Source organism: Duganella sp. Root336D2, from assembly GCF_001425005.1.
GTDB lineage: Bacteria > Pseudomonadota > Gammaproteobacteria > Burkholderiales > Burkholderiaceae_D > Rugamonas.
Map to the genome: position 1 here is coordinate 206,078 of NZ_LMDB01000002.1, position 13,164 is coordinate 219,241.

General features: G+C 63.3%; 11 protein-coding genes. 8 read left to right on the top strand and 3 right to left on the bottom strand.

From position 1 onward, the window contains the following. Positions 1-78: 78 nt before the first annotated feature. From ASD07_RS04415 to ASD07_RS04435, 5 genes are all read left to right on the top strand, one after another. Positions 79-1,335 (top strand): PepSY domain-containing protein, encoded by a 1,257-nt coding sequence (locus ASD07_RS04415; RefSeq protein WP_082507124.1) that lies wholly within the window; start codon positions 79-81, stop codon positions 1,333-1,335. 20 nt (positions 1,336-1,355) lie between these two features. After that, positions 1,356-2,360: a sensor domain-containing diguanylate cyclase gene (locus tag ASD07_RS04420; protein ID WP_055925883.1), complete on the top strand. Its 1,005-nt coding sequence runs from the start codon at positions 1,356-1,358 to the stop codon at positions 2,358-2,360. Between the two features lie 75 nt (positions 2,361-2,435). Next, positions 2,436-3,194 carry a TorF family putative porin gene (locus ASD07_RS04425; RefSeq protein ID WP_055925886.1) on the top strand — a complete coding sequence of 253 codons (759 nt, stop codon included), beginning with the start codon at positions 2,436-2,438 and terminating at the stop codon, positions 3,192-3,194. Positions 3,195-3,204: 10 nt separating this feature from the next. Next, positions 3,205-5,193 (top strand): methyl-accepting chemotaxis protein, encoded by a 1,989-nt coding sequence (locus ASD07_RS04430; protein WP_082507125.1) that lies wholly within the window; start codon positions 3,205-3,207, stop codon positions 5,191-5,193. After that, on the top strand, positions 5,190-5,564 hold the full coding sequence (locus ASD07_RS04435; RefSeq protein WP_055925889.1) for a four-helix bundle copper-binding protein: 375 nt from the start codon (positions 5,190-5,192) through the stop codon (positions 5,562-5,564). Before ASD07_RS04430 ends, ASD07_RS04435 begins: the two co-directional genes overlap by 4 nt. Here ASD07_RS04435 and ASD07_RS04440 read toward each other — a convergent pair whose 3' ends face one another. Further along, positions 5,565-7,244, bottom strand: coding sequence for a sensor domain-containing diguanylate cyclase (locus ASD07_RS04440; RefSeq protein ID WP_229207055.1), 1,680 nt, complete (start codon positions 7,242-7,244; stop codon positions 5,565-5,567). It abuts the gene before it with no gap. A gap of 277 nt (positions 7,245-7,521) precedes the next feature. On the opposite strand from ASD07_RS04440, the gene ASD07_RS04445 reads away from it, so the two are divergent. After that, on the top strand, positions 7,522-9,828 hold the full coding sequence (locus ASD07_RS04445) for an FdhF/YdeP family oxidoreductase (protein WP_055925894.1): 2,307 nt from the start codon (positions 7,522-7,524) through the stop codon (positions 9,826-9,828). On the opposite strand, the gene ASD07_RS04450 is transcribed toward ASD07_RS04445, so the two are convergent. Further along, complete coding sequence (locus ASD07_RS04450) at positions 9,812-11,428, bottom strand: sensor histidine kinase (RefSeq protein ID WP_055925896.1); 1,617 nt, start codon at positions 11,426-11,428, stop codon at positions 9,812-9,814. The genes ASD07_RS04445 and ASD07_RS04450 overlap by 17 nt on opposite strands. After that, positions 11,425-12,174 (bottom strand): ABC transporter substrate-binding protein, encoded by a 750-nt coding sequence (locus ASD07_RS04455; protein WP_055925899.1) that lies wholly within the window; start codon positions 12,172-12,174, stop codon positions 11,425-11,427. Before ASD07_RS04455 ends, ASD07_RS04450 begins: the two co-directional genes overlap by 4 nt. Positions 12,175-12,366: 192 nt before the next feature. On the opposite strand from ASD07_RS04455, the gene ASD07_RS04460 reads away from it, so the two are divergent. Then, a complete protein-coding gene (locus ASD07_RS04460) occupies positions 12,367-12,633 on the top strand; it encodes a hypothetical protein (RefSeq protein WP_055925902.1) in 267 nt (88 codons plus the stop codon). 14 nt (positions 12,634-12,647) lie between these two features. Then, positions 12,648-13,154, top strand: coding sequence for a phage tail protein (locus tag ASD07_RS04465; protein ID WP_055925905.1), 507 nt, complete (start codon positions 12,648-12,650; stop codon positions 13,152-13,154). Positions 13,155-13,164 lie beyond the last annotated feature (10 nt).

The following is a 13,164-nucleotide window of genomic DNA, read 5'->3' on the forward strand; positions in this document are numbered from 1 at the left end:
ACAGAAAGATACAAAAGAAGGCAGCAATGATAATCATTCTCATTTATAATTTCAAACACTTTATTGCTGACACAAAAAATGCTGACCGGTTTGCTGCGTGCGCGGCTGCGCGATATTCACTTGTATGTGTCCCTGGTGTTCGGGGCGATCTTCGTCATGGCCGGCCTGACAGGAGTGCTCATTGCGTGGACCCATGAGCTGGATGGGGCGCTGAATCCGCGCCTGCTGCATTCGCGCAGCGCGGGCGACAAGGCCGATGCCGCGCCAACACCGGCCCAGGCGCAGGCTGCCTACGAGCGCCTGGCCGCCGAGCCCGGCTATGGCAAGCCGAGCATGCTGATGCTGCCGTTCGAGTCAGATGGTGTCTATGTGGCCTGGTACCGCAAGCCGAACAGGGACAAGGGCAGCTTCGACAACGAGGTTTCGCGCCAGGTCATGCTGGACCGCTATACGCTGGAAATCCTGGGCGAGCGCAATTACGGCGAAATCGGCTTGTCGCGCGAGCTGTTGATGCCGACCTTGTTCCAGTTGCACCGCTACCTGCTGGCCGGCGACGTCGGCAAGACCGTGATCGGCATCAGCGGCCTGCTGCTGACGGTCACGTCGCTGATGGGCTTTGCGCTGTGGTGGCCGAAGCATACGCTGGCCAGCTTGCGCAAGTCGCTGAGCGTGCGCGGCGCGCTGGCTTCGCGCCAGTTCAATTACAGCTTCCACCGTTCGGCGGGCTTTTTCATGACGCCGGTGCTGGCGGTGCTGGGCTTTTCCGGCCTGGCGATGAACCTGCCGGATTGGGTGCGGCCGGTGGTGGGCGCTGTGGCGACACTCGAGCCTAACGCCAGGATGGCCAACGGCCCGGCCGAAGGCCGCAAGCCGATCAGCGTGGCCACGGCGCTGGAAGCCGCGCAGCAGCGCGTGCCCCAGGGGCGCCTGACGCGCGTGTCGTTCGGCTCGGCGAAAACACCGTTCGAAATCCGCATGCGCCAGCCGGGCGAGGTGCGCGAGGGCGATGGCAACACCCGCGTCAGCGTGGATGCCTTCAGCGGCAACGTCCTGCGCCTGCGTGATCCGCTCAATGCGGCGGCGGGCGACACCTTCCTCAACTGGCAGTTTCCGCTGCATTCAGGCGAGGCATTCGGGCTGGTGGGTCGGGTGCTGGTGTCGTTCAGCGGGCTGGCGCCGTTGGCCTTCACGATTACTGGCCTGGTGTTATGGCTGGGCCGGCGCGCCATGCGCCGCAAAGCCCATGCCATTGCTGAGACAGCTAGCATAAAAGAAGCTAAAAAAATTGCCAAGCGGGCACAGATGCGCCACACTGAAAGCTGTGAAAATGTGTGAGATTTCGTGGCCGCGGCAAGATGAGTGCACTGAACCTGAATCCGGCAATATTGCTGGAGATCATCAATCTTCAAACTGATATTGCCCGCCAGGGCCTGGACCTTGGCGGCGTGATGCAGCTGGTCTGCCAGCGCGCCGGCGCCCTGTGCGGCGCCACGGCCGCTGTGGTGGAACTGGCCGAAGGCAATGAAATGGTGTACCGCGCCGCCGCCGGTGTGGCCGAAGGCGCGCTCGGGCTGCGCCTGAAACGCGATGGCAGCCTGTCCGGCCTGTGCGTGGCGCAGGACAAGATCCTGCAATGCGACGATGCCGAAACCGATCCCCGCGTCGACCGTGCCGCTTGCCGCAAGGTCGGCCTGCGTTCGATGCTGGTGGTGCCCTTGCGCCATGAGGGCGAGACGGTCGGCGTGCTGAAAGTCGGCGCACCGCACGTTAACGCTTTTGACGCCTACCAGGCGCAGATCCTGGGCCTGTTGTCGGAACTGATTGGCGCCGCCATCTACCATGCGGTGCAGTTCGAATCGAGCGACCTGTATTACCGCGCCACGCACGACGCGCTGACCAGCCTGGCCAACCGGGCTTTGTTCTATGACCGTTTGCGCCAGCAACTGGCGCAGGCCAGCCGCGCCTGCAGCAGCGTGGCGGTGGTGAACATCGACATGGACGGACTGAAGGCGATCAACGATAACCTGGGCCACCGTGCCGGCGACGCCGCCATTTGCCAGGTAGCCGAGCGCATCTCGCGCGAGCTGCGGCAGGAAGACCTGGCGGCCCGCCTTGGCGGCGACGAGTTCGGCATCATCCTGTGCGGCGTGCGCGACCGCGACGGCGTCGGCAACAAGTGCCACAACATCACCAATGCCATCGGTGCGCCGTTCGAGTTCGAAGGCCGCGCGCTGCGCTTGGGCGCCAGCGTCGGCTACGCCATCAGCCCGGAAGACGGGCAGGACATGGACAAACTGATCGAGCTGGCCGACCAGGCCATGTATCGCGAAAAGCACGCACGCAAAGCTGTTGCAGCATAGAATCGTTTGGAGCTGCCCCGGATAGGCTGATAGTATTGTTTGCATCTCCCCGAACAATAAGAAAGCGAGGGTGTGATGAAACGCAGCTTATGGTTGGCGGCCTTGTTGCCGCACGCAGTCATGGCGCAGGAGGCGGCAGCGCCGTCCCTTACCACCACCGTTACCCTGGCCAGCCAATATGTCTCGCGCGGCATCCGGCAAACCTGGGACAAGCCGGCGCTGCAGCTAGGCGTCGATTACGTCCATCCCAGCGGCCTGGTTGCCGGCACCTGGGCTTCGAACGTCAGCGACAAGTTCGTTGAAGATGCCACGGTCGAATGGGACCTGTACGCCGGCTACTCGGCCAGCAAGGGCGATATCGGCTACAGCCTGATCCTCTACGAATACCTGTATCCCGGCGCCAGGGTCAGCGCCACCGATACCACGTTCAACTACACCGAGTTGTCGCTCGGCCTGACCTACAAATCGGCCTACCTTAAATACAACTACACGGTGAGCCCGCATTTCTTCGGCATCACGCACGGGCGCGGCACGCGCTACCTGGACATCGGCCTGAACCAGGACCTGGGCAATGGCTACACGCTCAACCTGCATGCCGGCGATGCGCGCGCGGGCGGCGCCGGCAACGAGATCTGGGACTGGCGCGACGCCAAGGCCGGCGTGACCAAGGCACTGCAGGGCGGCTGGTCGGTTGCTGCAGCCGTTACGCGTGGCTGGGGCGCCACCAATGTGTATCGCGATTACACCAACGGCGTACCGGATGCCAGCGGCCAACTGGCCTTCTCAAACACGGAAAAAGCCACCTTTGTCCTGACCGTCGCCAAGACCTTCTGAGGAGCGTCGCATGTTGTCGAACCTCTCGCTGAATGCCAAGATCAATCTCACGGCCACGGCGCTGGTGGTGCTCAGCCTGGCCATTACCGCCGCCGTGACCGGCTTCGAGGCCAGCCGTACTGCCGAACGCGATGCGATGGACCTGGCGCGGACCCAGGCTGCAGCGGCGGCGTCGGCACTGCAATCACGCATCGGGCGCAACCTGGCCACCGTGATCCAGCTTGGCGCCACCCAGCGCGCCACACGCGGCGCCAACCTGCCCCTGTCGCGCGAGCAGACCGGTGAAATCACCAAGACCGTGGTGCTTGGTTCGGAAGACTTGATTGGCGGCGCCGTCACCTGGGAGCCGAATGCGCTGGATAGCAAGGATGCCGAATACGCCGACAAGAAGCCCGAGTTCGATGCCAGCGGGCGCTATATGCCTTATTACACCAAGGCGCAGGGCGGCGGCACCAATGTGGAACCGATTGTGTTCGATCCCAAGCCCGGCGCCAACGACTGGTACGACATTCCCAAGCGTACCGGCAAGGTGTTCTTCACCGAACCCTATTCCTATCCGGTGAATGGCAAGGACGTGCTGATGGCCTCGCTGGTGGCGCCGATCATGATCGGCGGCGAGTTCCGCGGCACCGCCAGCGCCGACTTCATGCTGACGCGGCTGGGCGAAATCCTCAAGGGATTGAAGTCCATTGAAGGAGGCCGGCTGTCGCTGGTGTCCAACGGCGGGCTGTATGCGAGCAGTCCGAATGAAGCCTTGATCGGCAAGCCTGCCACCGATATCCCGAAGGAGGGCCTGGAAGCCATCCGCTCTGGCAAACCCTACGAATACACGGACAAGGCCGATATGGTGCACCTGCTGCAGCCGCTGGCGCTGCATCCCGATATCGCGCCGTGGGCGGTGAAAATGAGCTTCCCGCACGCGGTGGCAACGGCGCCGGCGCGCCAGCTGATGAAATACACCCTGCTGGTATCGCTGGTGTGCGCGGTGGCGATGGGCTTTATCCTGGTGACGGTGCTGTTCCGCCTGATGCGTCCGGTACGTGAACTGGCCAATGCGATGACCGGCCTGGCCAGCGGCGACGCCGACCTGGGTGCGCGGCTGGCAGTGCACGGCAAGGATGAACTGGCGGTGATCGGCAGCGGCTTCAATAGCTTCGTGGCGAAAATCCACTCGGTGCTGGCGCGGGTGCGCGAATCGTCCGAGAACGTGGCAACCGCCAGCACGGAAATCCGGCAGGGCAATTCCGACCTGTCCTCACGTACCGAGGAGCAGGCCAGCGCGCTGGAGGAGACAGCCGCCACGATGGAGCAGCTGACCAGCACCGTGCGGCAGAATGCCGACAATGCGCGCCAGGCCAACCAGCTGGCGGCGCAGGCGTCGGAGGTGGCGGCGCGCGGCGGGCAGGTGGTGTCGCAGGTGGTCGATACCATGGCCTCGATCAACAACTCCTCGCGCAAGGTGGTGGACATCATTTCCGTGATCGACGGTATCGCTTTCCAGACCAATATCCTGGCTCTGAATGCGGCGGTGGAAGCGGCGCGCGCCGGTGAGCAAGGGCGCGGTTTCGCGGTGGTGGCAAGCGAAGTGCGCAACCTCGCGCAGCGCAGCGCGGCAGCGGCAAAAGAAATCAAGGAACTGATCGGCAGCTCGGTCGGTGAAGTGGAAGCGGGCAGTGCGCTGGTGGCGCAGGCCGGCACCACAATGGACGAAGTGGTCGCCAGCGTGCGCCGCGTGAGCGATATCGTCAACGAGATCAGCGCGGCCAGCGGGGAACAGAGCAACGGCATCGGCCAGGTCAACCAGGCGATCAGCCAGATGGATGGGGTAACGCAGCAAAATGCCGCGCTGGTCGAGCAGGCCGCGGCAGCGGCGGAAAGCCTGCAGCAACAGGCGGCAACGCTGGTGGCGCTGGTCGGCGAGTTCCGCATGGAGCAAGTTGTGCGCGCTCCAGGCAGGGCGAGTGCTAGTCTGGCCATTTCCGACAGGAGGCCATCATGACTCAGCAACAGTACCAAAGCTGCATTGACGCTTGCAATGATTGCGCTGCCGCCTGCGACCACTGCGCCGCCAGCTGCCTGCAGGAGCAGGATGTGACCAGCCTGGCGCATTGCATCGCCAGCGATATCGATTGCGCCCAGGTGTGCCGCGTCTGCGTCGGCCTGATGCAGCGCGGCAGCAAGCTGGCATCAAGCCTGTGCGAGGCTTGTGCCGAGATTTGCGATGCCTGCGCCGATGAGTGCGAGCAGCACACGCATGAACATTGCAAGGATTGCGCCATCGCTTGCCGCCGCTGCGCCAGCGAATGCCGCAGCATGTCGGGCATGGCGCAATCGCAAGTGCGGCCGGCGGCGATTCCGCCGCGCCATTGATCAGAAGCGGCTGGAAGGCCAGTTCTTCCTTTCGCCCTTGTCGGCTTTCACGGGCGCCGTAAACTCGCGTACCGCCAGCATGCGTTCGGCGCCGACCGTATTGACGGCAAAGCCGTTGCGGCCGGCGGCCTTGACGCAGTAAAGTGCCTGGTCGGCAGCCAGCATCACCTTGTCGACATCGGCCGGCAGTTCAGTGGTCAGGGCGATACCGATACTGGCCGTGACGTTCAGCGGGCGCCCGTTCACTTCGAACGGGGCCTGCATCGCCGCCACGATCTTTTCACCCAGCAGGTTGACGTTGTGGCCGGCGTCCAGGTGTTCGAACACGATCACGAATTCGTCGCCGGCGATGCGCGCCACGGTATCCGTGCTGCGCACGGCATTGCGCAGGCGGTCGGCAAACTGCACCAGCACGGCGTCGCCGGCCTGGTGCCCGAAATTGTCGTTGATCCCTTTGAAGTAATCGATGTCCAGCACGGCCAGGCCGATCTGCTGGCCGGCGCGGATGGCGCGCTTCAGGGCCTGCGGGAAGAACTCGTCGAACATGCGGCGGTTGTGGGCGCCGGTCAGCGGGTCGGTGGTCGCCAGGCGCTGCAGGTTGCGCTCGGCCATCTGCTGCTGGCGCGCGACCTGGTAGAAGGCGCGGCTCAGGTGGCCGAATTCATCCGGCTTTTCGGAATTGAATTGCTCGATATCGATATTGCCACGGCCGAAAGCGCGCACCTGGCCATGCAGTTGGTACAGTGGCGCGAGCAAGGCGCGCAGCAACAGCCAGATCGCCAGGCCGGCCACCAGGGCCGCGACCGAAGCGGCAGCCAGGGCGCGCCAGCGCAGGCTGGCCATGGAGGCGAAGGCGTCGCGGATGGGGAAGGACACCGCGATGGTCCAGTCGGCTCGTTGCAGGCGCTTATGCGCCAGCAGCACAGGCTTGCCTTCGTCGACCGCATCGTCGCGCCAGCCATCGCCATTGGCCAGTACGGACTGGCCCAGGGTGCCCGGGCCGGCGGCCTGGGTCAGCACGCGATTCTGGTCGGGATGGTAGAGGGTGGTGCCGTCGGCGGTCAGGATGAACAGGTAGCCTTCCGCCTTGCCGCGCAGGGCGTTCAACTGGCCGGCAAAGGCAGGGCGCTGCAAGTCGATGGTACCAACCAGGATATAGTCGATATTGCCGTCGCGGCGAAATACCGGCTGGGTAATTGCCAGCACCGGGCGCCCGGACAGCACGCTGCGGAACGGCTCCGAGACAATGCCCTCCTGGGCGGAGATGGTGTCGCGGAAGTACTGGCGGTTCTTGCTGTTCAGCTTGCCGATCATGCGGCGGTCCTGCAAATTGGCGACCAGTTTGCCGTCGGCGTCATAAGCAGTGAGGTTGAAAAATTCATCGCGCAGTGCGCCGCGCAGTTCGAGCTGGGCCTGGATTTTGGTCGGCGCAATTGGCTCAGCCTGCATGCTTTCAGCCAGCACGCGCAAGACTTGCTGTTTGGAAGTGATGTCGCGGTCAAGGTAAGCCGCCGCGCTGGACAACATGGACATTTCTTGCGCGGCAATCACCTTGCGCATTTCCTGCTCGGCCACCAGCAGGGAAACGCCCGCGATCAATGCCGCGGCGAACATGACCATCAGCACCAGCAGGGCTGTGATCTTGAACTTGAACGTCTGGAGTCTAGGAATTTGGCGCACAACCATCTCCTGAAAGGGGAGAATGCAGGCGAGGGTTTGGCCGGAGGGAAACGTTGCGCGGGTGTAAGGCGCAAACGAAGTATAAATCAAATAGCGCTATCCCAGCTATTTTGAGCGCTTGACCCGTTGTCACGAGGCAACTCAACAGTAGCAGCCTGAAAGTCGGGGTCAGCTCCGGCAATCGGACATTTTGCTACGCAAAATGTCCGATTGCCGGAGCTGACCCCGACTTTCATATGTTAACATCGCCGGCTTGACAGAATGGCCGGAGATTCCTGTGCAGCATCCGATTCGCTTTTATGACAAACCTGCTGGCGGGCTTGGCTCGCTGAATGGCACCGCTAAAGCACTGCGCAGCAATAGCGCGTTGCCGGCGTTGAGGGTTTTGCCCCAGCTGAACCAGCCGGGCGGGGTGGATTGCCCGGGTTGCGCTTATCCCGATTCGCCTAAGGATAAGGCTGTCGATTTCTGCGAGCAGGGCGCTTGGGCGATTGCGCATGAGTCGACGGCGCGCCGCGCTACGCCGGAGTTCTTCGCGGCCAATCCGCTGGCGGCGCTGCGTACCCGCGCCGAGTGGGAGCTGGAAGGCTTCGGCCGCCTGACGGCGCCGATGCTCTACGACGGTGCCAGCGATACCTATCGCGAGATCGAGTGGGAAGCGGCCTTCAAACTGGCGGCCGGCGCGCTGCGTGCTTTGGATGCTCCTGGCCGCGCGGTGTTCTATGCCTCCGGCCGCAGCAGCAACGAGGCGGCTTTCCCCTACCAGCTGTTTGCGCGCGCCTTCGGCACCAACAACATGCCGGATTCGTCGAACTATTGCCACGAGTCGTCCGGCATGGCGCTGGGAACTACGCTGGGCGTGGGCAAGTCGACCGTGACGCGCGAGGATTTCGAACACGCGGAGGCCATCTTCGTATTCGGCCAGAACCCTGCCACCAACCATCCGCGCATGCTGGGCGACCTGCGCGAGGCGTCGCTGCGCGGCTGCCGCATTGCCGCCTTTAACCCGATGCTGGAGCCGGGCTTGCGCGGTTTCGCCGATCCGCAATCGCTGGTCGAGACCCTGACCGGCCGCGGTACGCGCATCGCGAGCGAGTATTTCCAGGTGCGCGTGGGCGGCGACCTGGCCGCTATCACCGGCATGTGCAAGGCGGTGCTGGAAGCGGAGGAGGCGGGCGGCAAGGTGCTGGACCGCGACTTCATCGCGCGCCATACCACCGGCTTCGAGGATTTCGCTGCTGCCGTGCAAGCGCAGTCGTGGCAGCAGGTCGAGCAGGATAGCGGCCTGTCGCGCGAGCAGATTGAAAAAGCGGCGGCGATCTATATCGCTTCCAGGGCCACCATTGCTACCTGGTGCATGGGCCTGACCCAGCACGAGTACGCGATCGAGACCATCCAGATGCTGGTCAACCTGATGCTCTTGCGCGGCAATGTCGGCAAACCGGGCGCGGGATTGATGCCGGTGCGCGGCCACTCGAACGTGCAGGGCGACCGCACGGTGGGCGTGACCAACCGGCCGAAGAAGGAGTGGCTGGAAGGACTGGAGCGCGTGTTCGGCTTCACGCCGCCGGCGCAGAACGGGCTCGATGCGGTGGCGGCCATCAACGGCATCATGGATGGTTCGGTGCATGCCTTCCTTGGGCTGGGCGGCAATTTTGCGGTGGCCGGGCCGGATACCCCGCGCGTCCTGCAGGCGATGCAAGGCCTGCAGCTGACGGTGCACATTGCAACCAAACTGAATCGCACCCACCTGCATCCAGGCCGGGTCGGCCTGCTGCTGCCTTGCCTGAGCCGTACCGAGCGCGATGAGCAGGAGGGCGGCCGCCAGTTCGTCAGCGTGGAAGATACGGCCAGCATGGTGCATGCTTCGGCGGGGCGCAGCGATCCGGCCAGCGCCAAGCTGCGCTCGGAGCCGCATATCGTGACCGAACTGGCGCGCCACACGCTGGGCGGTGCTGCGGCGATACCCGGCATCGACTGGCAAGCCATGGGACGCGACTACAGCGTTACGCGCGCGCTGATCGAGCAGGTCGCCAGTACTTCCGTGGCGGGATTCGAGAAATACAACGACCGCATCGCGCAGCCGCGCGGCTTCCACCTGCCGAACAGCGCGCGCAACCGGGACTGGAAGACTGCCAGCGGCAAGGCGCAATTCAGCGCCATCGCGCTGCCGCAGGACACCATCATGGGCCGCGCCCGCGCTGCCTTCGGCGACGATGTCCTGTGCCTGGCCACCGTGCGTGCGCACCGCCAGTACAACACCACCGTTTACCGCGACACCACGGGCGAGGTGGACCGCTATCGCGGCGTGCACCACACGCGCAAGGTGCTGTTCATTTCTGCGGGAACCATGGCGCGCCTCGGCCTGCGCGGCGGGCAACTGGTCGACGTGCATGCGGCCGCACCGGACGGCATTGCGCGCAAATGCGCCGGCTACCAGTTGGTGCAGTACGACGTGCCGGATGGCGATGTGTTCGGCTATTTTCCGGAACTGACGCCGCTGATCTCGCCGGCGCTGGTGGCGCGCGGTTCGGCCACGCCCGCCTTCAAGGAAGTGCCGGTGCTGCTCAAGCCCGCGGAATAATCGGTTCTTCGTGGTGCATCGGCGCATCCAGCGGGATGGTGATGCGGAATGTGGTGCCCACGCCCGGCATGCTGTCGACGTGGATCTTGCCGCCCAGGATGGTGGTGACGATGTTGTGCACGATGTTCAGCCCCAGTCCTGAACTGCCTTCGCTCATGCGGGTGGTAAAGAAGGGGTCGAAGATGCGATTGAGGTGGCTGGTGGCGATGCCGGCGCCGTCGTCGCTGATGATGATGTCGGCATGGTCGCCGCTTGGAACCGGCACCGTGATCGACAGCCGGCCGTGGTCGCGCTGGTGGAAGCCGTGCATGATGGCATTGTTGACCAGGGCAGCCAGCACCTGGCCCAGCGGGCCGGGGTAGCTGTCCATTGCCACCAGCGAAGCCACATCCACCGCAAATTCGTAGGGCGTTTTGCGCAGTACCGGCGACAGGGTGTTCATGTTTTCCTGGATCACGGCGCCCAGGTCGAATTTGCGGCGCTGCGAGCTGGCGCGGTCCACCGCGACCTGCTTGAAGCTCGATACCAGGTTGGCAGCGCGTTCGATATTGCGCGTCAGGAGCACGCCGATGCCGTCGGCTTCCTCGAGAAACTGCTGCATGTCTGAGCGGCGCAGGCCTCCTTCGAAACGCTGGCCCAGCGCGTGGATCTTGTCGTGCATGGTGCTGGCGGCCACCATGCTGTTGCCTATCGGCGTATTCAGTTCATGGGCGATGCCGGCCACCATCGATCCGAGCGCCGCCAGGCGTTCGCTGCGCGCCAGTTCATCCTGCGCATGCCGGGCGGCCTCGGTGCGTTCGGCCACGCGCCGTTCCAACGACTCGTTGAGGACGGCCAGCTCCTCGTACAGCACGGCTCTTTCCGACAGGCCGGCCAGGATGTTCTCCCGCATTTCGTTGATCTTGTTGGCCAGCAGGTCGAGCTCCGTATTGCCGCCATGTTTCAGTTGCAGCGGCGTGCTGCCAAGGTTATCGATGTTCATGTGGCCCACGTAGTCGCTCAGTTGCTGCAGCGGCTTGCCCAGCCAGTGCCGCACTACCAGCACGAAGATGAACCACAGCGCCATGGTCTTGATCACGGAGTTCACCAGGATCAGGAAGAAACCATATTCGACCTGGCTCAGGATGATGCGCCGGTTGGAGTAGACGGTCCATTTGCCGATTTCCTGCGGCGTGCCGTTTTCCAGCTTGTACGAAATCGGGAATTCGCGGCTGAAGATCTGGCCGAACAGGCCATCGTCGCGCTGCGGCGACGCCAGGCGGCCGTCGGGCTGGGCCTGCATATGCTTGCCGCTTTCGTCGAGCACGGTGCCGACCGCGCGTACCAGTTTGCCCTGGTCGTCGACCACCTTGATGCCGACCACGATCGGCAGTTCCTTCATGCCGGCCAGGATGCCGCGCATGATGTCGTCGTTGAAGCGCCACATGGCGTCGGCGATGCCGGGCCCGAAGGTGTGCTGCATCGCCTCGATCTCGCTCTCGACGCGGCTGCGCGTGTGTTTGTACTCCGCGGTGAGCTGGATAACGGTCACCACTACCGTCACGATGAAGTAGCAGCCAAAGATAATGCGCAGCAGGCGCGCGGCGATCGAGCGGGTCATTTGAACCAGCGCTCCTCGATTTGCTTGTAACGGGGCGAATTGCGCAGCTTGTCGTAGCCCTCGTTAAAGCGTGCCAGCATTTCCCTGCTGTCCGGCGCGCTCTTGCTGAAGGCGATGAACAGGTCGGGCGTAGCGACGGTCCCCACCAGGGTGAAGCGGCCGGCGAATTCATCGGCCTTGCTGCGGAACAGGGCCTGCGCAATGCGTTGTTCGGCCGCCATGTACTCAATGCGGCCGGCCATCAGCATGCGGAATCCATACTCGTTCTTGTCCACCACGCGGCGCCGGATGCGGGTATTGACGTCGAATTCCTCGCCGTATTCGTAGTCGCGCTGGACGCCGACCGTGTGTCCTTCCAGGTCTTTGGCGCGCAGTCCTCGCTGGCGGGAGCCGGCGCGCGCGTAGACATTCATGCGGGTGGAAAAAAGGGGCAGCCGGGGCCACAGGTACAGGGGCTTGACCAGGCTGTTCGGGACTGCGTCGAAGCATGCCGTCAGTTGGCCGGTACGCGTTTCAGCCATGCAGCGCGAATAGGGCAAGGCCCGGAATTCAGCTTTGACGCCGGCCAGGGCAAAGGCTTCGCGCACCACGTCGACGGCAAATCCTTGCGGATGCTGCTGCAGGGCCGAGGAGTAGGGCGCCCAATCGTCTTCCGCGCCGATGACAACCGCAGAAGCGGCGCACGCCTGCCGTGCATAAATTGCAAGTATGACGCTGCAACATGTGACCAGGAAGGCACGGTTCATGACGATTCACGCCGTAGGGGAGACGGGCTGCATCCCGGCAAGTATAAACTTTGCCATCACTTGCGTTTAACTATTTGAAACGCTTGTTGTACCGGAACCATAAGGATTTATTGCAAAACTGTAATACAGGTTAAGGAAATTTCATCGTACAATGTGAAGTTTTTTCAATATTAGAAAGTAAGCAGGATTGCCGTGTCGACAGTTGTAAACTACTTCCAGGCCCGCCACGGGGCCGAGTTCTCCATTGCTGGTTTCTCCCTCTCCCTGACCCTGTCCGAAGTCGCGCCAACGGCCAATCCGCAGGCTTTTTCGCTGACTTTCCAAGGCCCGGCCGAGCCCCAACTGACGCAACAGACCGTGGTGCTGGAGCGCGCGGGCGACGATGCCCTGGCCATATTCATGGTGCCGGCGAGCCGCAATAGTTCCGGTGTGCAATATCACGCCGTATTTAACAATTAACCCCAGGAGTTTTGATGGCAGATCCATACCTGAGCGAAATCAAGCTCGCCGCCTTCACGTTTGCGCCCAAAGGCTGGGCATTATGCGATGGACAGTTGTTGCAGATTAATCAAAACCAGGCTTTGTTCTCCCTGCTGGGTACCACCTACGGCGGCGACGGCAGGACCACCTTTGCACTGCCGGACCTGCGCGGCCGCATGCCGGTGCATGAGGGGGACGGCATCGTCCGCGGCCAGGCCGGCGGCGAGTTTGAACACACCTTGACCCTGGCCGAGCTGCCAACCCACAACCACCGCTTGAACGGCAGCACGGCCATGGCCAGCAGCAGCGACCCGAATGGCGCGCTGCTGGCGCGCAAAGGCCGCCTGAGCGCCGATATCTTCAACGGCAGCTCCGATGTCAGCCTGGTGCCGGCGACGGTAGCGGGCAGCGGCGGATCGCAGCAGCACCAGAATACGCAACCCTATCTGGCGCTGAATTTCATCATCGCGCTGCAGGGCATTTTCCCCTCATCCAATTAAGCGGAGGCAG

Excerpts from the sequence above, each read along its gene's own strand:
- ASD07_RS04420 (WP_055925883.1), top strand. The coding sequence starts at position 1,356 with ATGAGTGCACTGAACCTGAATCCGGCAATATTGCTGGAGATCATCAAT.
- ASD07_RS04465 (WP_055925905.1), top strand. The coding sequence starts at position 12,648 with ATGGCAGATCCATACCTGAGCGAAATCAAGCTCGCCGCCTTCACGTTT.
- ASD07_RS04415 (WP_082507124.1), top strand. The coding sequence starts at position 79 with ATGCTGACCGGTTTGCTGCGTGCGCGGCTGCGCGATATTCACTTGTAT.
- ASD07_RS04425 (WP_055925886.1), top strand. The coding sequence starts at position 2,436 with ATGAAACGCAGCTTATGGTTGGCGGCCTTGTTGCCGCACGCAGTCATG.
- ASD07_RS04430 (WP_082507125.1), top strand. The coding sequence starts at position 3,205 with ATGTTGTCGAACCTCTCGCTGAATGCCAAGATCAATCTCACGGCCACG.
- ASD07_RS04435 (WP_055925889.1), top strand. The coding sequence starts at position 5,190 with ATGACTCAGCAACAGTACCAAAGCTGCATTGACGCTTGCAATGATTGC.
- ASD07_RS04455 (WP_055925899.1), bottom strand. The coding sequence starts at position 12,174 with ATGAACCGTGCCTTCCTGGTCACATGTTGCAGCGTCATACTTGCAATT.
- ASD07_RS04450 (WP_055925896.1), bottom strand. The coding sequence starts at position 11,428 with ATGACCCGCTCGATCGCCGCGCGCCTGCTGCGCATTATCTTTGGCTGC.